Genomic DNA, 18,862 nt, shown 5'->3' with positions numbered 1-18,862 from the left:
CACCTCATCCGATCGGCATGCCCGGCGGTACTTTGGGAAGGCGGCGCTTGTCCGCAAGGGCCGCAGTCAGCGCGTCGCGGTCAAGCAGCAGCCGGCCGAGGCCGCGGCTCCAGTCCGCCTGCACGCCGCTGCCGCTCGTCTTCGCCAGGCCCGTGCCGAGCCGGTTGAGCCGCTCCGACAGCGCCAGCGCCACCGTGGGCGACAGCGCACCGTCGCGCTGCGTGCGGGCGAGCCAGAGGACGGCGGTGGTCGCGATCCGGCGCTGCACGGCCGCGCCGGGCTCGTCGCGGGGGAAAGTGAAGGCGCGGTCGATCAGCCGGTCGACCACTTCGTGCGCGGACGGCACCGCCGGATCGGCCTGGTTCTGGATCTCCAGCCGGTTCAGCCGAGTCGGCGCGAGCAGGTCGGTCAGCGTCACCGCCGCCGCCGTCTCGGTCGCGGCGAGCGGATCGAACACCGGCCCGCCGGCCGTCGGCATCAGCTCGATATCGGTCTGGCGGTCGTTCTCGCCCGACCAGCCGGCCGAGAGGTTCGGCAAAAGCGAGGCCGGGACCGCCAGCGCGGCGGGCGAGAGCGTGTCCAGCAGCGCGTCGAGGGCGCGGCGCTGGTCGTCCGCGGACACCGGCTTCGCCTCGGCGTGCCCGTCGCCGGTGACGGCATAGCTGAAGTCGACGCCGCCGAGCAGCTTCGCCGCCGCTTCGACCTGATAGCGGTGGAGCAGCCAGATCGGCACGAACGCGCGGCGCAGCTGCGATTGCGGATCGCCGGGTTTCAGCGCCGCCGGCCCGAACCGGGCGACCGCCGCCTGGCGCACGTCCATCACGCGGCGGAGCTCCGCGACCGGATCGCTGCCGTCGTCCCACAGGCTGCCGAGCGGGTGCGCGGCATCGGCGGCGCGCGCGTCCTGGTCGGGCACGAAGCGCAGGCCCTCGGCCAGCCCCGCCGCCATCACCGGCTGCGCATCCGCATCGGTGCGCGCGCCGTAGAGCCACTGGACCGCGAATGTGTCCCAGCGGCCGACCCCCGCGCCATAGGCGTCGGAAAGGTCGATCCTGCCGTCGGTCAGCTTCACGCGGGGGGCAGGATAGTCCATCACCGAGTAGCGGCCGGCGATCGAGGCGGCGAAATTGTGCGCGAAGCCGAGCGCATGGCCGACTTCGTGCGCGCCGAGCTGGCGGATGCGCGCGAGCGCGGCGGCGATCGGGTCGTTGGGGTCGCCGGTCCCAGTCAGCCCGGCGCCGACCAGGGCCTGGAAGATCATCATGTCCTGCCGCACGCGCAGGGAGCCGAGCAGCACATTGCCCTTGATGATCTCGCCGGTGCGGGGATCGGTGATCGCCTGGCCGTAGGACCAGCCGCGGCTGGCGCGATTGACCCAGTTGACGACATTGTAGCGGATGTCGAGCGGATCGGCGCCGGCGGGCAGCACCGCCACCCTGAACGCATCGACGAAGCCGGCCGCGTCGAACGCCTCCCGCCACCACGACACGCCCTCCACCAGAGCGGTGCGGATCGGCTCCGGCGCGGCGCTGTCGACGTAGAAGACGATCGGCTGCCTGACCGGCGAGCGCGCGGCGTTCGGATCGGTCTTTTCCAGCCGGAAGCGGTTCGCCAGCTCGTACACGACCGGGCTGCCCAGCGGCGCGTTGAAGTCGACCACCTGCGTCCCGAAGCTGCCCGCGCGCGGGTCGAAGCGGCGCGGCACATAGCCCGGCTCCGGCAGCGCGACCAGCGAGTGGCGGACCGTGAAGCTGACATTGCCCGTCGCCGGCGCGATATTGTCGACCTCGGGCCCGGGCTTGGCGGTGGTGAAGGTCAGCCGCGCGGCCAATTCCACATTCCTGGGGAAGTCGCGCGCGGCATTGGGATCGGCGACGCTCAGTTCCGGCACCAGCTTGTAGTCGGCGCCGTCCTGCTCCTTCAGCGCGCGGGCGATGCCCAGGTCGTCGCGCGCGAGGAACGAGCTCAGGTCGACCAGGAAGCTGCCGTCCGGCTGCTCGGCGGCGACGTCGCCCATCCAGATCGTCGAGGTCGCGAACGAGCGCCGCACGCCGTCCTGCTCATGGGCGTCCGCCCCGGCCGCGCGGAACCGCGGATTCTCGATCTCCGCCAGCACCTTCTTGCCGACGCGGCGGAACACCAGCAGCCGCGACCCCGAGTTCAGCGCGTAATCGAGCCCCAAAGCCGGCGAGCCGAGGCCGGTCTGCAGCGCCGCGGTGTAGATGTAGCGCCCGGAAACGCCGTCGCTGTCGGGCGCCGGCAGGGTCGCGATGATCCGCCCGGCCTTGCGATCGACGTGCAGCGGGATGAGGCCGGACTGCGCCGCCGTCCCCTCCAGCACCTTGGCCGGCGGATCGATCGCCAGCGCGGGCGTGGCGAACATGGTGGCGGCAAGCAACAGCGCGGCGATACGGCCCGTCATGACATCCCCTTTTCGGTTTGCCCGGGACCATAGGGGCAGCGCGGGCCGGGGCGCAATTGGGCGGAAGGTTAGGAAGGTTCGGCGTGCGGAAAAAATCCGCTCGATCAATGCGCGGGCTGTGAGTGACCGGGTCGATCAAACCGTTCCGGCAGGGATGGAGGTCGACTCGCATGGCCGAGAACATACTGCGAACAGCGCGATGTAGGACAGCGGTTTCTCTCTGGCCGCGGTCCCGCCGGCAATCGACCCATCACGGCCCCTCTCCCTAGGGAGTGGGCGACTCGCGGCTCCGCCGCGAGCGGGGTGAGGGGGCCAGGACGTCGTGGAGAGGTCCAACCCCTCACCCGGTCAGCGCAGGCGCTGACTCGACCTCTCCCTAAGGGAGAGATGATTGGTCCGGCGTGTCACGTTGCGATTGTCCCCAGATTTTTGCCGCCTTGCCCTTGCCCTGAATCGGATCGGTGGCCGAAACGCGGGGGATGAGTGTCGGCGTCGATCTGGGAGTGAACGAGCGGGGGCAGTCGGTCGAGCTGGATCTGGGCGAGCTGCTGTCCACGCGGCTGCTGGTCCAGGGCAATTCGGGGTCGGGCAAGTCGCATCTGCTGCGGCGGCTGCTGGAAGGCAGTGCCGGCACTGTTCAGCAGGTGGTGATCGATCCCGAGGGCGATTTCGTGACCCTGTCCGACGCGTTCGGGCACACCGTAATCGACGCGGCGTCCTATTCGCTGGGCGAAGTCGCGACGATCGGCGCGCGCATTCGCGAGCACCGCGCGTCGGCCGTGCTGAGCCTCGAGGGCCTTGAGATCGACGACCAGATGCGGTGCGCGGCGGTGTTCCTGAACGCGCTGTTCGATGCCCCGCGCGAGCATTGGTTTCCGGCGCTCGTGGTCGTCGACGAGGCGCAATTGTTCGCGCCCGCCGCCGCCGGCGAAGTGGCGGACGACGCGCGGAAGGCCTCGCTGTCGGCGATGACCAACCTGATGTGCCGGGGGCGCAAGCGCGGCCTGGCCGGCGTGATCGCGACGCAGCGGCTGGCGAAGCTCGCCAAGAACGTCGCGGCCGAGGCGTCCAACTTCCTGATGGGCCGGACCTTCCTGGACATCGACATGCTGCGCGCGGCCGACCTGCTCGGCATGGAACGCCGCCAGGCCGAAGCGATCCGCGATCTGGAGCGCGGGCAATTCCTGGGCCTCGGCCCGGCGATCGCGCGGCGGCCCGTGCTGGTGCGGGTGGGCGCGGTGAAGACGGGGACAAACAACGCGGCGCCGGTGCTGCTGCCGCTGCCGGGTGCGGATGCGGGCGCCGATCTGCTGCTGAACCTGGAGCCGGCGCCGCGCGAGATTGTCGCGCCGCCCGCTCCGCCGCCGCGCCCGGCCGAGCTGATCCGCGCGATCGAGACGCCGCCGCCGGTGCCGGACCTGCCGTCGCTGGACGAGGGAGAGCGCGCGGCGCGAATCGGGGCGATCCTGTCCGGGCTGGCCGGGGGCTTCAGCGGGCAGCCGGCGCCCGCGCTGTACCAGGAATTCACGGTCGGCTGCCGGATGGCCGGAATCGCGCCGGTGCCCCCGCTGGCCGATTTCCGGCGCCTGTTCGCGCTCGCGCTGGCCGGCATCGACGGGGAAGACGGCTGGGCGGAGCCGCTGGCCCTCGCCGCCGCGCTGCCCGAGGAAATGCTGGCGCCGTTCATGGCACTCGCACGGGCCGCACGGGACAGCGCACCCTGCCCCGAAGAGGCGGAGCTGGCGCGGCTGTACGGCACCGCGTCGATCGGCCGCGTCAAGCGGATGCTCGGCCATATGGAGGAGCGCGGCGTGATCGTGATCCGCACCGACCTGGCCGGCGGCCGCTCGATCGCGCTGCCGCATCTCGGCTGGACCAGCGCCGCGACCGAGGCGGGGCGGGCGGCTTAAAGCGAAATGCCGGCTTGGCTGAGCCTGTCGAAGCCCTTCACTTCTTTCCTCTGCTGAACGAAGAAGAAGAAGAAGAAGAAGAAGAAGAAGAAGAGGCCTTCGACAAGCTCAGGCAAGCCGGGCGTGCGGGGGCCGAACGCAGGAACCCTTCGCATGACCGAAACCACCGTCGCCGCCCTCCAGATCGGCTCTCATCCCGACGGCAAGGCCGCGACGCTGGACGCGATCCTGTCGTTCGAGCAGCGGATCGCCGACAGCGGGGCGGCGCTGGTCGTGATGCCGGAAGCGCTGCTCGGCGGCTATCCCAAGGGTTCCGATTTCGGCACGCGGCTCGGCTATCGCATGCCGGAAGGACGGGAGGCGTTTGCCGCCTATCACGCCAATGCGGTCGACCTCGACGGGCCGGAGGTGGCGGCCCTGGCAGGGCTCAGCAGCCGCACGGGTGCCACCATCGTCATCGGGGTGATCGAGCGGGCGGGCGCGACGCTCTATTGCACCGCGTTGTTCCTCGATCCCGAGCGCGGCCTGGTCGCCAAGCACCGCAAGCTGATGCCGACCGGCACCGAACGGCTGATCTGGGGCCAGGGCGACGGATCGACCATGCCGGTGGTGGAGAGCCGCGCCGGCCGGATCGGCGCGGCGATCTGCTGGGAAAACCACATGCCGCTGTTCCGCACCGCCCTGTACGCGAAAGGCGTCGAGATATGGTGCGCGCCGACGGTCGACGAGCGCGACGTGTGGCGCGCGTCGATGCGGCACATCGCGCACGAAGGCCGCTGCTTCGTGGTCAGCGCATGCCAGGTCCAGCCCTCCCCCGCCGCGCTCGGCCGCGATGCGGAGGGCTGGCCCGCCGACCGCCCGCTGATCCGCGGCGGCAGCATGATCGTGGGTCCCCTGGGCGACGTGCTCGCCGGACCGCTGGAGAACGAGGCCGGCCTGGTCGCGGCGGAGATCGACACCGGCGAGATCATCCGCGCCCGCTATGATTTCGACCCCGTCGGCCATTATGCGCGGCCCGACATCTTCCGGCTGCAGGTCGACGAGACGCCGCGGCCCGGCGTCGCGTTCGCGCCCTTCAAGCGGGATTGCGAATAGCGTTGCGCCCGAACGGCTTCACGCGCGTTGTCGAAACGGGTGGTGAAAACCGGAGGCGATGTTGTTCGGGTCGATCGCATGGCAATCCGTGGCCGAAGTGCTGGAAGCGACCGCGTCCGACGCGCCGGCGCCGGGATCGGGGGCCGCGGCCGCGCTCGCGCTGGGCCTGGGCGTGGCCTGCGCCAGCAAGGCGGCGCGGATCACGCTGAAGCATCACCCCGAGCGGCAGGCGCTTGCCGCCGCCGACGCCCGGCTCGGCGAGATCCGGGCGGATGCGCTGCGCGACGGCGACGGCGACGCGGCCTGCTTCGCGGCCCTGGTGGCGCATGAGCCCGGCGTCGCGGAGCGGCTGGTCGAGATCGGCGAGCACCTGCTCGCACGCACGCTTCACGCGCGGGCCCTGGTGGCGGAGATGGAAGCGAGCGTCGCCCCGATCATGCGCAACGATTTGCTGGCGGCGCGGCTGCTGATCGACAGTGCCGAAGCGATCGTCCGTGCCAATCTCGCCGGGACGGCCGGCGCTCAATCGTCGAGCGACAATTGCTCGGACGCGGTGATGTAGTCGTCGGCGGCGCGCTTCAGGACCGGATTCTTCGGGAACGCCTCGGCTGGCAGCGGCGCGAAGCCCAGCGCCTCCATCAGCACCCAGAGCGCGAATTTGCGCCCGGGCTCCTGCTCCTTGGCAAAATCGACGGTGAGCCGCTCGCGCCCCTCAGCGAGGACAGCGGACGGCATCGCCTCCAGGTCGCCGGGGCCGAAATAATGCTCGAGCAGCGCGTCCAGGTCCATCGCCCACGCGCCACTCCAATCGCCGCCTCTCGTCAAGCGCCGATTCGATCGCTACATGGCGCCGACCCGCGCTGCTGCGGCGAGTGCCCCGCTTCATTTGCCAAGGTTTTCATGGACAACCGACCGACCACGCGCCCGGATCGGCGCACTTTCGCGATCATTTCCCACCCGGACGCAGGCAAGACGACGCTGACCGAAAAGCTGCTGCTGTTCGGCGGCGCGATCCATGCGGCGGGCGAAGTGAAGGCGCGCGGGGCAGCGCGGCGGGCCCGGTCCGACTGGATGAAGATCGAGCAGCAGCGCGGCATCTCGGTCACCTCATCGGTGATGACGTTCGAGCGCCACGGCCTGACGTTCAACCTGCTCGACACGCCGGGCCACGAGGACTTCAGCGAGGACACCTACCGCACGCTGACCGCGGTCGATTCCGCGGTGATGGTGATCGACGCCGCGCGCGGCATCGAGGCGCAGACGCGCAAGCTGTTCGAGGTGTGCCGCCTCCGCTCGGTCCCGATTATCACCTTCGTCAACAAGGTCGACCGCGAAGGCCGCCACCCGTTCGACCTGCTGGACGAAATCGCGTCGGACCTGGCGCTGGATGTGAGCCCGATGAACTGGCCGGTCGGCATGGGCGGCACGTTCGAAGGGCTCTACAACCTCGCGACCAAGCAGCTGACGAAGCCGGACGGCACGACCGCGCCCGCCGACCTGTCACACCATGAGCCGGTCGGCGAGGAGCTGGCGCTGATCGACGCCGGCTATGCCGCGTTCGACGAAGTCGCCTACCGTCACGGCGACCTGACGCCGGTGTTCTTCGGATCGGCGCTGAAAGACTTCGGCGTGACCGAGCTGATCGATGCGCTTGCCCGCTTCGCCCCCTCGCCGCGCCCGCAGCCGGCCGATCCGGCGCCGGTCTCGCCGGACGATGCGGCCGTGACCGGCTTCATCTTCAAGGTGCAGGCGAACATGAACCCGATGCACCGCGACCGCGTCGCGTTCATGCGGCTGTGCTCGGGCAAGTTCCGGCGCGGCATGAAGCTGAACCAGGTCGGCACCGGCAAGGCGATCGCGGTGCACAGCCCGATCCTGTTCTTCGCCAGAGAGCGCGAGACGGCGGAGGAGGCCTGGCCCGGCGACATCATCGGCATCCCGAACCACGGCACGCTCCGCGTCGGCGACACGCTGACCGACGGGCCGCCGAAGACGATCACCGGCCTGCCGAACTTCGCACCGGAAATCCTGCGCCGCATCGCGCTGAGGGACCCGACCAAGACCAAGCAGCTGAGGAAAGCGCTCGACGATCTTGCCGAGGAAGGGATCATCCAGGTCTTCTATCCCGAGATCGGCAGCCAGTGGGTCGTGGGCGTGGTCGGCCAGCTTCAGCTCGAAGTGCTGATCTCCCGGCTGGAGGCCGAGTACAAGGTCGACGCGAAGCTGGAGCCCTCGCCCTGGGACACCGCGCGCTGGCTCGCCGGGAACGCAAAGGACATCGACGCCTTCGCGACCATCCATCGCGGCGCGCTCGCCCGCGACCGCGACGGCGCGCTGGTCTTCATGGCCAAGGACGCGTGGGAGCTGAATTATGTGAAGGAGCGCAACCCGGCGCTCCGCTTCTCGGCGACAAAAGAGCGCGCCTGACGCGCCTCTTTATGCCGCGCCCGCCGCCTGTTACGGATCGGCAATGGGGCGGATCGGCATTCTGACGGACGACAAGCACCCGCTGCGCGCGGCGATCGTGCTGGCGGTGGGGTTCAACCTGTTCACGCTCGTCGTGTTCACCGTCTCCGGCTGGGCGCGCGGGCCGGAAAGCCTGCACGAATCGCTCGTGCTGGGCCTGCCTATGATGCTGGTCGACGGATTTGTCGGGTTCCAGCTCTATTTCGTGCTGCGCCGCACGGAGCGGCTGCAGCCGGTGCCGCGCTGGGGCCTGGTCACCATCGCCGTGGTCGCGGTCGCGCTGGTCCAGGCGCTGTGGGACACGCAGCTGCGCATCTGGGCGGACACGCTGACGATGGACCTGCGCCAATCCTATATCCGCGCGGCGACGCTCAACACCTATAACAGCGGCATGCTGGCCGGCCTGTTCGCCTTCCAGACCGCGTACATGGCCCTGCAGCGCAACCAGTCGCTGCTGGACGAAGCGCGGCAGCGCGAGCGCGAGGCGCAGATGCTGGCGCTGCGCTTCCAGCTGAATCCGCATTTCCTGTTCAACACGCTGAACGCGATCTCCAGCCTGGTCGTGCTGCGCCGCACGGACGAAGCGGAGTCGATGATCGACCGCCTCTCCTCCTTCCTGCGCGGCAGCCTCGCCGCCGATCCCGACCGGATGGTTTCCGTCGAGGACGAATTCGAGATGCTCGACAATTATCTCGACATCGAGAGCGTCCGCTTCGGCGAACGGCTGGTGACGGCGATCCACCTGCCGCATGAGCTGGCCCGCGCCCAGGTGCCGCCTTTCCTGCTGCAGCCGCTGGTCGAGAATGCGGTGAAATACGCGGTGGCGCCGTCGCGCAGCCAAGTGCGGGTCGAGATCGCCGCACGCGAGCGCGACGGGCTGCTGGAGCTCGAGGTCAGCGACAGCGGCTCCGACGCGGAAGGCGTCGGCTCCGGCACCGGCGTCGGCCTCGCCAATGTCCGCGAGCGGCTGCGGCTGAGCTTCGGCAGCGAAGGCCGGATCCAGGTGCACAAGGACATGGACGGCTTCCGCGTGACGCTGACGATGCCGCTGAACCTGCCGCCGGTGCCGGCCGAGCGCCCGCTGACCATCGCCGCGTAAAAAAAGCCCGGCCGGTTTTGAAGCCGGCCGGGCCTAGGGTCAGCATTCTTTCGAATGCCTCGGGTCGCATGGTTTTGATGCGCGAGCGCGCTGCGGAACGAAATAATGTGTCGACCAAAATGCAGTCGCGCGCGACGGGATTGCATGGCGGGAATTCGCCGCTAGTCATCGGGGCCGATGAAACTCCTGACCACCGCGGCGCTGGCCGCTCTCGCCGCGGCGCTCGCCGCTCCCGCCTCCGCCGAAGTCCAGCAGTACAGCGTGATCTTCGGCGGCAAGAATGTCGGCCATCTGAACGCGGACGTGCAGGGCCAGCGGACGACGATCGACTACGATTTCAAGAATAACGGCCGCGGGCCGACGATGAAGGAGACGATCACCCTGGACGCGGGCGGTCTGCCGACCGCGTGGGACATCAGCGGCGCGACGACCTTCGGCTCCAAGGTCGAGGAGCATTTCGCGAAGAAGGGCACGACCGCGACCTGGGCCGATTCGACCGGCAAGGGCAGCGCCGCCGCGAAAGCGCCCGCCGTCTATGTCGCGCAGAGCGGCAGCCCCTGGTCGACCGGCCTCTACGCCCGGGCCATTCTGAAGGCAGGCGGGACCACCCTGCCCGCGCTGCCGGGCGGCACGCTGAAGCTGACCAAGGGCGAGACGCTGTCGGTCGACGGCAAGGGCGGCCCGCTGCAGGTCACCCGCTACGACCTGTCCGGGATCGAGACCACGCCCGACACGATCCTGATGGACGCGAACGGCGAGATGTTCGCCTCCGTCTCGCCGCGCTTCGTGATCGTGCGCGCAGGCTATGAGGGCGAGGCGGAGCGGCTGAAGACGCTGGCCGCCCAATGGTCGACTGACCGCTTCGTCCACATCCAGAAGAAGGTCGCCCACCGCTATGACGTGCCGGTACGCATCCGCAACGTGCGCGTGTTCGACCCGAAGACCCAGGCGCTGACCGGGCCGGTGTCGGTGATCGTCTCCGGCAACAGGATCGCCGCGGTCGAGCCGCTCGACGAGCCGGCGACCAAGGGCGAAGTGACGATCGATGGCGCCGGCGGCACGCTGGTCGCCGGCATGTACGAGATGCACGCCCACACCGGCCAGGAAGGCGCGCTGCTGAACCTGATCGCCGGCGTCACCACAATGCGCGACATGGGCAACGACAATGCGGTGCTCGCGCAGCTGATCGCCCGGATCGACGACGGCACGATCGCGGGCCCGCGCATCGTCCGCGCCGGCTTTGTCGAGGGCAAGAGCCCCTACAGCGCGAACAACGGCATCCTGGTCAACAGCGAGCAGGAAGCGGTGGACGCGGTGCGCTGGTACGCGGCCCGCGATTTCTGGTCGATCAAGTCCTACAACAGCATGAACCCGGCCTGGATCCCGGCGATGGTGAAGGAAGCGCACCGGCTGGGGCTGAAGGTCCAGGGCCATGTCCCCGCCTTCGCCACCGCCGACCAGATGGTCGAGGACGGCTTCGACGAGCTGACCCATATCAACCAGTTCATGCTGCAATGGGTGATCAAGCCGACCGAGGATACGCGCACGCTGTTCCGGCTGAAGGCGCTGAAGCGCCTGCCCGCGCTGGACCTGAACAGCGAGCGCGTGCAGCATTCGATCAACCTGGTCGCCGAAAAGCGCATCCCGATGGACGTGACCTTGGGCATCCACGAGAATCTGCTGCTGAACCGCGACGGCCAGGTGCCGAAGGGCGCCGTCGATTATATCACGCACCTGCCGATCGGCACCCAGCGCGGGCTGAAGCAGGCGTGGATCGACACCTCCGCCCCCGGCGACGACGCGGCCTATCGCGGCGCCTACGACAAGATCGTCCAGACGATCCGGATGCTGAACGACAAGGGCGTGATGATCGTCCCCGGCACCGACACCGGCGGCAGCTTCACCTATCACCGCGAGCTGGAGCTGTATCAGACGGTCGGCATGACCGCGCCGCAGATCCTGAAGCGGGCGACCTGGGACATGGCGCACTATCTGGGCCAGGATCAGCAACTGGGCTCGATCGAGAAGGGCAAGCTCGCCGACTTCTTCCTGGTGCCCGGCGATCCGACCAAGGACCTGAAGGCCATCAAGTCGATCGCGATGGTCGTGAAGGACGGCGTCTTCTACTATCCGGCGGAAGTCTATCCCGAGTTCGGCATCGAGCCGTTCGCGGCGGCGCCGAAGGTGAGCGAGCCGGGCCAAAGTGCCCGATAACGGCGCCGTCTAAGAAGCTCCGTTCGGGCTGTGCTTGTCGAAGCCTTCCCTTCTTCCGTACTCCCAGTGCGAGAAAGAAGAGAGAGGGCTTCGACAGGCTCAGCCCGAACGGGTTTTTTTACGGCCTCTCTCACTCCTCGATCGTGATCGCGTCGCGGAACGGGACAGTCATCAGGACGGTCCCGTTCCCGTCGGTGATCTGGATTCCTTCATTGAGCGGCAGCCGGCCCGCCCAGATCGCCTCACGCATGATCGAGCGGGCGGCCGCGATCGCTTCCGCCTTCGCTTCCTCCAGGCCAGGGAATTCCTGCCCTTCCTCATCCCTGACGAACTGTCCGTCGACGATGTGGAAATAAAAGCGGTTCAAGCCGCGCCTCCCCTTTGGTTTGTCTAATGAACCGACATGGATTGCGCTGCGTTCCCGAGCCGCTGCGCGATCAGGCGATTATACTCACGCTCCGGCAGTCCATATCCGTCGCCCGCGATCCGTTCGAGCATGGCCCTGTCGAGAATCCCGATCGTTCCCCGCGCGGTTCGGATCACGCCCCGCTCGCCCAGATTGCCGAGCGCGAAGGTGACGGTGGTGCGCGAGGAGCCGAGCATGATCGCCAGGTAATCGTGCGTGAGCGGCACGTCGTCGCCCGGCAGCCGGTCGTGGCTCATCAGCAGCCAGCGCGCGAGGCGTTCCTCGATCGGGCGCATTGCGTTGTACAGACAGGTCTCCCCGGACTGCAGCAGGAAGAATTGCACGTAACGGAGCATGGTCGTCAGGAGGGGCGGACTGGTGTCGAGCAGCGCCTCGAATTCCGCCGCCGGGACGGCCCATGCCGACCCGCCGATCTGCATGTCCAGCCGGTGAGGCGAGCGATGCGATCGCAGGATCAGGGGAATGCCCGCAAATCCGTCGACGCCGTAAAGCCCGATCTCGACCGCCTGTCCGCTTTCCGCCTCGGCAATGACCGAGCCCATCCCGCCTTCGAAGAAATAGCCGAAGCGGAGCGGCTGGTCCGGCTCAAACACGGTCATGCCCTTGGGCGTCTCGACCGCACGCAGGTGCGGACCGATCAACGCGTAGCTTTCAGGGGGAAGCGCGCGAAGCAACCAGTTCTGCACATCCGTCTGCGTGGGCCCGGCCATTCTTCATGAACCATCGGACGCCGCATTTGTGCCGGGCATGCAATTCGGGTCTTTGACAAGGGCGGCACCGGCCCCGATAGCGCCCCTTGGAACGGCCGTGGAGCGACAGGAATGAGCATCTGGCACCGCACCGAAATCGACCTGCAGGCGCTCACCCGCCTCGGCGACAACGGGCTGCCGGGCCATATCGGCATCGAGTTCGTCGAGATCGGCGACGACTGGCTGAAGGCGCGGATGCCGGTCGACCGCCGCACGCACCAGCCGTTCGGGCGCCTGCACGGCGGCGCATCGGTGGCGCTCGCCGAAACCGTCGCCTCGGTCGCCGGCTCGCTGACCGTCGATCCGGCGGCCAGCGTGGTCGTCGGCATGGAAATCAACGCCAACCATACCCGCCCGGCCAAGGACGGCTGGGTCTATGGCACCGCCAGGGCCGAGGCAGTCGGCCGCACCACCCAGGTCTGGACCATCCGCATCACCGACGAGCAGGACCGGCTGGTCTGCCTGTCCCGCATCACGCTGGCCGTGATTCCGGTCCAGCGCGCCTGAGGGCGGCTATCGCGCCGGGTGCGCGGCGAGCCAGGCGCGGGTCTGGCTCTGCAGCCGCGGCTCGCGGGCGAAGCGGGTGCGCAGCAGCGCGATTGTCTGGTCGATCGGCTTGCGGTCGCTGGCGGCGACGTGGGCGTCGGCATAGGCGTCGAGCTTGTCGATCGTCGACGGCTGCCGGCTCTCCGTGCCCAGCCGCGCGATGAAGCGCGACCAGCCCGACGTGTCTGTCAGCGCGCGTACGCGATCCAGATGGGCGAGCACGAAATCGAGCGCGAGCTCCGAATGCTCGACCGCGACCGCGCCGATGATCGCGCTGCTGATCGTCGGCCCGGGCTCGTCGGTGATCGAGAGGTCGAGCGCGCGCTGGGCCAGCGCCGCGTCCCGGGTGCGGCCCAGCAGGCCGTAATAGGTGCTGCGCTCGACGGCGCCCCCCGCCGACCGGGCAAGCGCGTGGAGCTTGTCCCAGGTCGCGGCGTCGGCATTCTGCGCCACGACGCGTAGCCATGCAGATTTGAGGCTGCCGGGGATGGCGTCCGGATTCTGGAACTGGCGGCGCGCTTCGGCGACCACCGTTGGATCGCCGGTCCGGCCGAGCACGCGGATCAGCTCGGGCCGGAGCGTCGCGTCCAGCGCCGGCTCGCCCTTGCGCGGCGCCGTGCCGAGCCTCTGCAGCACGGGGCCGAACCGCGCCGACATGTCCGACGCGATCCGCGCCTGCGACGCGGCGTCGCCGTCGAACAGTTCGTACAGCGCCTCCCATTCTTCCAGCGCCAGCGTCGTCACCTTGGCCTGCGCACCGGCCGGCACCGCCGCGAGCAGGTCGAGCCCCACGGCCATCGGTTGATAATCGGCACGCGCGAGCGCCAGATTGTCCGCCAGCAGCCCATATTGGTCGACCGGCCCCAGCTTTGCGTAGGCCTTGGTCAGCGCCGCGATCTGGTCCGGCTGGTAGAGCGTGCGGTAATAGCCGGTCTGGCCGGCGTTGATCAGCAGCGGCGCGCAGCCGGCGACCGTCGTGGTCCCGCTGCCGTTCGCGATGATCGAGGTCGCCGCCGCGCCGCCCAGCGTCTGCGCGCGCACCGGCACGTGCCAGCCGAGCGGCTTCGAATCGGGCTTGTCCGCGCTGAACTGCGCCTGGGTGAGCGCAACCTGTGTCGAGGCGCCGGCGCAGGTCGCGGCACCGACGCGGATCAGCGGCACGCCCGGCTGCAGCGTGAAATCGTGCGCGATCTGGGTGATGCCTTTCGCGCCTGCCGCCTCGACCGCGTGCCAGAGGTCGTCGGTGCGCGTGTTCCGGTATTTGTGCGCGGCGATATAGGCCTGGATGCCCTTCTGCCAGACATCGGCGCCGGCAAAGCCCTCCAGCATTGTCAGCACCGACTCGCCTTTGGAATAGGTGATCGTGTCGAACGCCTGGTTGGCCTGCTCGACCGTCCGCACCGTCTGCACGATCGGATGCGTGGTCGCATAGGCATCGATGCCGAGCGCGCCTTCGCGCGATTCAACCTGGTCGACGTCGGCGCCCCAATCGGGGTGGAAATGCTGGGTGGTCTTGCTCGCCATCCAGCTGGCGAAGCCCTCGTTCAGCCACAGATCGTCCCACCAGGCCATGGTGACCAGGTCGCCGAACCACTGGTGCGCCATTTCATGCGCCTGCACGCCGAAGATCGCCTGGCGCTCGGCATCGGTGGTGATCGCGGGATCGTCGAGCAGCACGCGCTCGAACGTGAAGATCGCGCCCCAATTCTCCATCGCGCTGAAGAATTGCGACTGGCCGGGCCCGGCGACATTCTCCAGCTTCGGCAGCGGATAGGGCGTGCCGAAATACTGGTTGTAATAGGTGAGCACCTGCGCTTCGGCATCGAGCGCGGTCCGCGCCTTGGCCTCGTTGCCGCGGCCCATCGTGATCGCGACTTCGGTGTTGCCGACCATCGTCTTGATGCGACCGAAATCGCCGACGCCCAGGAAGAGCAAATAGCTGGACATCAGCGGCGTCTGCTGGAAGGTCACGCGCTTCAGCCCATTGCCCAGCGCTTCGGTCTTGGCGGCGGGCATGTTGCCGATAACCATCAGCTCGGCGGGCGCAACCACCGACAGGTCCCAGCGCGCCTTATAGTCCGGCTCGTCCCAGCTGGGCACGAACGCCCGCGCATCGGCCGCTTCGAACTGGGTGAAGAGCGATCGGCGGGGCGATCCGTCCGGCGCCTTGGAATCGAGCGCGAAGAAGCCGTTCGCCTGCTGGTGGATGACTCCCTTATAGGCGATGTCGAGCCGGTAGCGGCCGGGCGAGAGCGGCGTGCCGAACGCCAGCGTCGCGGTCTCCGCCTCGGCATCGACCGTCGCGGTCCCCGAGCGCGGCGCGCCGTTCGCCGGCCGGATCGAGACGCTGCCCAGCGTCATGTCCTTCACGTTCAGCACCAGCCTGTCGGTCGGCTGGACCACGTCAAGGTCGATCGACACCTTGCCCGAAAAGCGCAGATTGGGCGCGTCGGACGTGATCTCGATCGCGTAATGCCGGGGCACCGCGGTGCGCGGCAGCTGGGTGAATGCGGAATCGATCGTGTCCTGCGCCGGCTGGCCGGCGGTTTGTGGCGCCTGCGCCATCGATGGCACCGCCACCAGCATCGTCGCCGACAAAAGTGCAGCCGTGACCGTTCGCCCCTGCATCGTACTTACCCTCTGTCGTGGAAGCACGAGCGTGGCAGATCGGCCCTTCAGCGAAAAGGCCGATTCGAATTCAACCCATGATAATTTCAGCCCAGCGACTGCGTCCGCGTTGTCATGCCCGTTCCCGCCCGACGGCAACGCGCGGCCGCGCCGGCCGCCGCGACCCCGACGATCAGAAGCGCCCATTCCGGGGGCTCCGGCACCGACGGCGCGACGGCATCGAACAGGCCGCCGACCAGGTGATAATCGGCCGCGAACGCCGGATCGATCGTGAACATCGGATCGAAATCGACTTCCGAGCTGCTCAACACGCAGCTCCCCATGGCGTCCCTGCTGCACTGGCCGCTCAAATTGACTTGAGAGGATGCCAGCATGGACAGGATCACGTTGCTGCCGGACCTTACCGTCAGCACGCGAGAGAAGCTGATGATCTTGCCCGCTTCCCCGTCGGCTGAGGTCGCAAGCACGCTATCGATCCAAGGCGCATCCGCGCCCAGCAAAAAAAGGCGCGCTTCCGACCGGCCATTGCCAGCCGCGGCCGCGTAGCCCTTGAACGTCACTGTTACCGGCACGGAAACGCCGATTTCCGGACCTTCCACGCCCCAATTATAGGAGATGAGGCTTTGCGCCATCAGCTCCTCCGTCTTTGCGAACCCGCCGGTAAAGACACGTCCATAATCTGTGTCGAGCGAGCCTGCCGAGATGCCGACCAAGGACCCGGCCGGATCAACTTCCTCAAATCGCGCGGAAAACGGGTCGGGCTGCGAACTGACCGTTCGTTCGTAGATAAGACTGACGGGATCATAGGCGGTCACGCGCACCTGCCCCTGGTGACTGGCGCCGGACGGGACGGCGGCCGCGGGCGAGCTCAGGCAAGCAACCGACAGGATCAGCGCTGAACAGCAAGCGGGTTTGAACGACAGCATGGCGTTTTCTCCGTTCGGCTATGAGCGCGACCCGACGGATACTGGCCCGGGCGTCTTGAATGACGTGCTGGCGATGGCGCCGTTCATATCACCGATCGCTGTCTCCCGGCAATCTGCGCCGTGCGCCCGTTGCTCTCGCGTCCGTCTCGTGCTGGAGAGGGGATCGAGGCCCGTTCAGCGGCCGATCAGACTCGAAGTGCAAAGGCCAAACTCATGAAAACGCTTACGATCCTGGCGGCATCGCTGCTCGCCGCCACCGCGCCGGCCGCGCTTGCGGCGCCCTCCGTTCCGGCCGCGCAAGCCGCCAATCCGCTGCTCGCCCCCTGGGCCGGGCCCTATGGCGGGGTGCCGGCGTTCGACAAGGTGCAGGTCTCGCTGTTCAAGCCGGCGCTGGAGGCGGCGATGGCCGAGAATCTGCGCGAGATCGACGCGATCGCCAACAATCCGGCGCCGCCGACCTTCGACAACACCTTCGTGCCGCTGGAGCAGGCTGGCCGGCCGCTCGGCCGCGTCTATGCCTATTTCGGCATCTGGTCGTCCAATCTGTCCTCGCCCGAATTCCAGAAGGTCGAGCAGGAAATGTCGCCGAAGCTGTCGGCGTTCCAGGACAAGATCATCCAGAACGACAAGCTGTTCCAGCGCATCGACGCCATCTACAACTCGCCCGACAAGGCCAAGCTGACGCCGGAGCAGCAGCGGCTGGTCTGGGTCTATTGGAACAATTTCACCCAGCAGGGCGCGAAGCTGAACGCCGCCGACAAGGCGAAGCTGAGCCAGGTGAACCAGCAGCTCGCCGGGCTCTACACGACGTTCGCGCAGAATGAGCTCTATGACGAAGAGCATGACGCGCTGGTGCTCGACAACCAGGCGCAGCTGGGCGGGCTCAGCAAGGCGCAGATCGCCTCGGCCGCGCAAGAGGCGGAGCGGCGCGGCATGAAGGGCAAATGGGTGATCGCCAACACCCGCTCCGCGATGGAGCCGTTCCTCGTCAACGCGACCGACCGTTCGCTGCGCCAGAAGGCATTCGATATCTGGACCAGCCGCGGCGACCATCCGGGCGCGCACGACAATAATCCGATCGTGACCCAGATCCTGGCGCTGCGAGCGCAGAAGGCGGAGCTGCTCGGCTATCCGACCTATGCGCACTGGCACCTCGCCGACACGATGGCGAAGACGCCGGACAAGGCGCTCGACCTGCTGATGGCGGCGTGGAAGCCGGCGGTCGCTCAGGTCCGCGCCGACGTCGCCGAGATGCAGGCGATCGCCGACAAGGAAGGCGGCAATTTCAAGATCGCGCCGTGGGACTATCGCTTCTATGCGGAGAAGCTCCGCAAGGCGAAATACGACCTCGATATGAGCGAGGTGAAGCCGTACCTGCAGCTCGACCATGTCCGCGAGGCAATGTTCTGGGCGGCGGGCCAGCTCTATGGCTTCACCTTCACCAAGGTCGAGGGGCTGCCGGTCTTCAACCCCGACGTGACCGTCTATGAGGTGAAGGGCCGCGACGGCCGGCATGTCGGCCTGTGGTATTTCGATCCCTATGCGCGGCCGGGCAAGAACTCCGGCGCGTGGATGAACGAATACCGCACCCAGTCGAACTTCGACGGGGTGATCCCGACGATCGTGTCCAACAACGCGAACTTCGTGAAGGCGGCGCCCGGCGAGCCGGTGACGATCTCGTTCGACGATGCGGAGACGATGTTCCACGAATTCGGCCATGCGCTGCACGGGCTGAACTCGGCGGTGCACTACCCGACGCTCGCCGGCACTAACGTCGCGCGCGACTTCGTCGAGTTCCCGTCCCAGATCAACGAGCATTTCCTGACCACGCCCGAGGTCATGAAGTTCCTGGTGAACGCGAAGGGCGAGCCGATGCCGCAGGCGCTGGTCGACAAGATCAAGGCCGCGCAACATTTCAACCAGGCCTTTTCCGTGGTCGAGGCGCAGGCGAGCGCGATCGTCGACATGAAGATGCACCTGGCCGGCGCGACTCCGGTCGAGCCGCATGCGTTCGAAAAGGCGACGCTCGCCGAGCTCGGCATGCCGAGCGAGATCGTCATGCGCCATCGCATCCCGCAATTCGGCCACGTCTTCGCCGGCGAAGGCTATGCGGCCGGCTATTACGGCTATCTGTGGGCGGAAGTGCTGGACCAGGACGCGTACCAGGCGTTCGTCGAGGCGGGCAGCCCGTTCGACCCGGCGACCGCCAAGCGCTTCCACGACGCCATCCTGTCGGTCGGCAACACGGTCGATCCGGCCGTTGCCTACCGCAATTTCCGCGGCCGCGACCCGAACGTGAATGCCTGGCTGAAGGACAAGGGTTTCCCGGTTCCGGCGGCCACCAACTAAAAAGGGGGCGGAGTCTTTCGGCTCCGCCCGC

15 protein-coding genes are annotated in these 18,862 nt (G+C 68.0%); 8 read left to right on the top strand and 7 right to left on the bottom strand.

Going from position 1 to position 18,862, the window contains the following annotated elements:
• Nucleotides 1-4: 4 nt before the first annotated feature.
• Nucleotides 5-2,422: a zinc-dependent metalloprotease gene (locus GON01_RS04840; RefSeq protein ID WP_157026227.1), complete on the bottom strand. Its 2,418-nt coding sequence runs from the start codon at nucleotides 2,420-2,422 to the stop codon at nucleotides 5-7.
• Between the two features lie 479 nt (nucleotides 2,423-2,901).
• On the opposite strand from GON01_RS04840, the gene GON01_RS04835 reads away from it, so the two are divergent.
• Nucleotides 2,902-4,332, top strand: a complete 1,431-nt coding sequence (locus tag GON01_RS04835) for an ATP-binding protein (protein ID WP_157026477.1) — start codon at nucleotides 2,902-2,904, stop codon at nucleotides 4,330-4,332.
• On the opposite strand, the gene GON01_RS16585 is transcribed toward GON01_RS04835, so the two are convergent.
• The gene (locus tag GON01_RS16585) at nucleotides 4,329-4,487 is read right to left on the bottom strand and encodes a hypothetical protein (RefSeq protein ID WP_198159777.1); all 159 of its coding nucleotides are present in this window, start codon (nucleotides 4,485-4,487) and stop codon (nucleotides 4,329-4,331) included. The genes GON01_RS04835 and GON01_RS16585 overlap by 4 nt on opposite strands.
• On the opposite strand from GON01_RS16585, the gene GON01_RS04830 reads away from it, so the two are divergent.
• Both GON01_RS04830 and GON01_RS04825 read left to right on the top strand, forming a co-directional pair.
• Nucleotides 4,486-5,427, top strand: a complete 942-nt coding sequence (locus tag GON01_RS04830) for a carbon-nitrogen hydrolase family protein (RefSeq protein ID WP_157026226.1) — start codon at nucleotides 4,486-4,488, stop codon at nucleotides 5,425-5,427. The two genes, GON01_RS16585 and GON01_RS04830, sit on opposite strands and share 2 nt — an antisense overlap.
• A gap of 58 nt (nucleotides 5,428-5,485) precedes the next feature.
• Nucleotides 5,486-5,989 (top strand): cyclodeaminase/cyclohydrolase family protein, encoded by a 504-nt coding sequence (locus tag GON01_RS04825; protein ID WP_157026225.1) that lies wholly within the window; start codon nucleotides 5,486-5,488, stop codon nucleotides 5,987-5,989.
• Here GON01_RS04825 and GON01_RS04820 read toward each other — a convergent pair.
• Nucleotides 5,950-6,216, bottom strand: a complete 267-nt coding sequence (locus tag GON01_RS04820) for a hypothetical protein (RefSeq protein WP_157026224.1) — start codon at nucleotides 6,214-6,216, stop codon at nucleotides 5,950-5,952. The two genes, GON01_RS04825 and GON01_RS04820, sit on opposite strands and share 40 nt — an antisense overlap.
• A gap of 111 nt (nucleotides 6,217-6,327) precedes the next feature.
• Between GON01_RS04820 and GON01_RS04815 the strand changes: the two genes are divergently transcribed.
• The 3 genes from GON01_RS04815 (at nucleotide 6,328) to GON01_RS04805 (ending at nucleotide 11,206) form a co-directional block, all read left to right on the top strand.
• The gene (locus GON01_RS04815) at nucleotides 6,328-7,854 is read left to right on the top strand and encodes a peptide chain release factor 3 (RefSeq protein ID WP_157026223.1); all 1,527 of its coding nucleotides are present in this window, start codon (nucleotides 6,328-6,330) and stop codon (nucleotides 7,852-7,854) included.
• A gap of 43 nt (nucleotides 7,855-7,897) precedes the next feature.
• Entirely contained in the window at nucleotides 7,898-8,992 is a 1,095-nt protein-coding gene (locus GON01_RS04810; protein WP_157026222.1) for a sensor histidine kinase, read from the top strand.
• Nucleotides 8,993-9,169: 177 nt separating this feature from the next.
• Complete coding sequence (locus GON01_RS04805) at nucleotides 9,170-11,206, top strand: amidohydrolase family protein (protein ID WP_157026221.1); 2,037 nt, start codon at nucleotides 9,170-9,172, stop codon at nucleotides 11,204-11,206.
• Between the two features lie 130 nt (nucleotides 11,207-11,336).
• Here the strand turns inward: GON01_RS04805 and GON01_RS04800 are convergent, their stop codons facing one another.
• Both GON01_RS04800 and GON01_RS04795 read right to left on the bottom strand, forming a co-directional pair.
• Complete coding sequence (locus GON01_RS04800; protein WP_157026220.1) at nucleotides 11,337-11,573, bottom strand: DUF6894 family protein; 237 nt, start codon at nucleotides 11,571-11,573, stop codon at nucleotides 11,337-11,339.
• Between the two features lie 23 nt (nucleotides 11,574-11,596).
• Entirely contained in the window at nucleotides 11,597-12,343 is a 747-nt protein-coding gene (locus GON01_RS04795; protein ID WP_157026219.1) for a Crp/Fnr family transcriptional regulator, read from the bottom strand.
• Between the two features lie 111 nt (nucleotides 12,344-12,454).
• Here GON01_RS04795 and GON01_RS04790 point away from each other — a divergent pair, with 111 nt between their 5' ends.
• Nucleotides 12,455-12,889: a hotdog fold thioesterase gene (locus GON01_RS04790; RefSeq protein WP_157026218.1), complete on the top strand. Its 435-nt coding sequence runs from the start codon at nucleotides 12,455-12,457 to the stop codon at nucleotides 12,887-12,889.
• Nucleotides 12,890-12,895: 6 nt separating this feature from the next.
• On the opposite strand, the gene GON01_RS04785 is transcribed toward GON01_RS04790, so the two are convergent.
• Together GON01_RS04785 and GON01_RS04780 are read right to left on the bottom strand one after the other, a co-directional pair.
• Complete coding sequence (locus tag GON01_RS04785) at nucleotides 12,896-15,556, bottom strand: M1 family metallopeptidase (protein WP_157026217.1); 2,661 nt, start codon at nucleotides 15,554-15,556, stop codon at nucleotides 12,896-12,898.
• Between the two features lie 86 nt (nucleotides 15,557-15,642).
• Nucleotides 15,643-16,482 carry a hypothetical protein gene (locus GON01_RS04780; protein ID WP_157026216.1) on the bottom strand — a complete coding sequence of 280 codons (840 nt, stop codon included), beginning with the start codon at nucleotides 16,480-16,482 and terminating at the stop codon, nucleotides 15,643-15,645.
• A 213-nt stretch (nucleotides 16,483-16,695) separates the two neighbouring features.
• Here GON01_RS04780 and GON01_RS04775 point away from each other — a divergent pair, with 213 nt between their 5' ends.
• Nucleotides 16,696-18,831: a M3 family metallopeptidase gene (locus GON01_RS04775; RefSeq protein WP_157026215.1), complete on the top strand. Its 2,136-nt coding sequence runs from the start codon at nucleotides 16,696-16,698 to the stop codon at nucleotides 18,829-18,831.
• Nucleotides 18,832-18,862: the final 31 nt, after the last annotated feature.

Source organism: Sphingomonas horti, from assembly GCF_009753715.1.
In the GTDB taxonomy this organism is placed as follows: domain Bacteria; phylum Pseudomonadota; class Alphaproteobacteria; order Sphingomonadales; family Sphingomonadaceae; genus Sphingomonas_B; species Sphingomonas_B horti.
The sequence above is the reverse complement of the archived record's forward strand: the minus strand, read 5'-3'. Positions and strand labels throughout refer to the sequence as shown.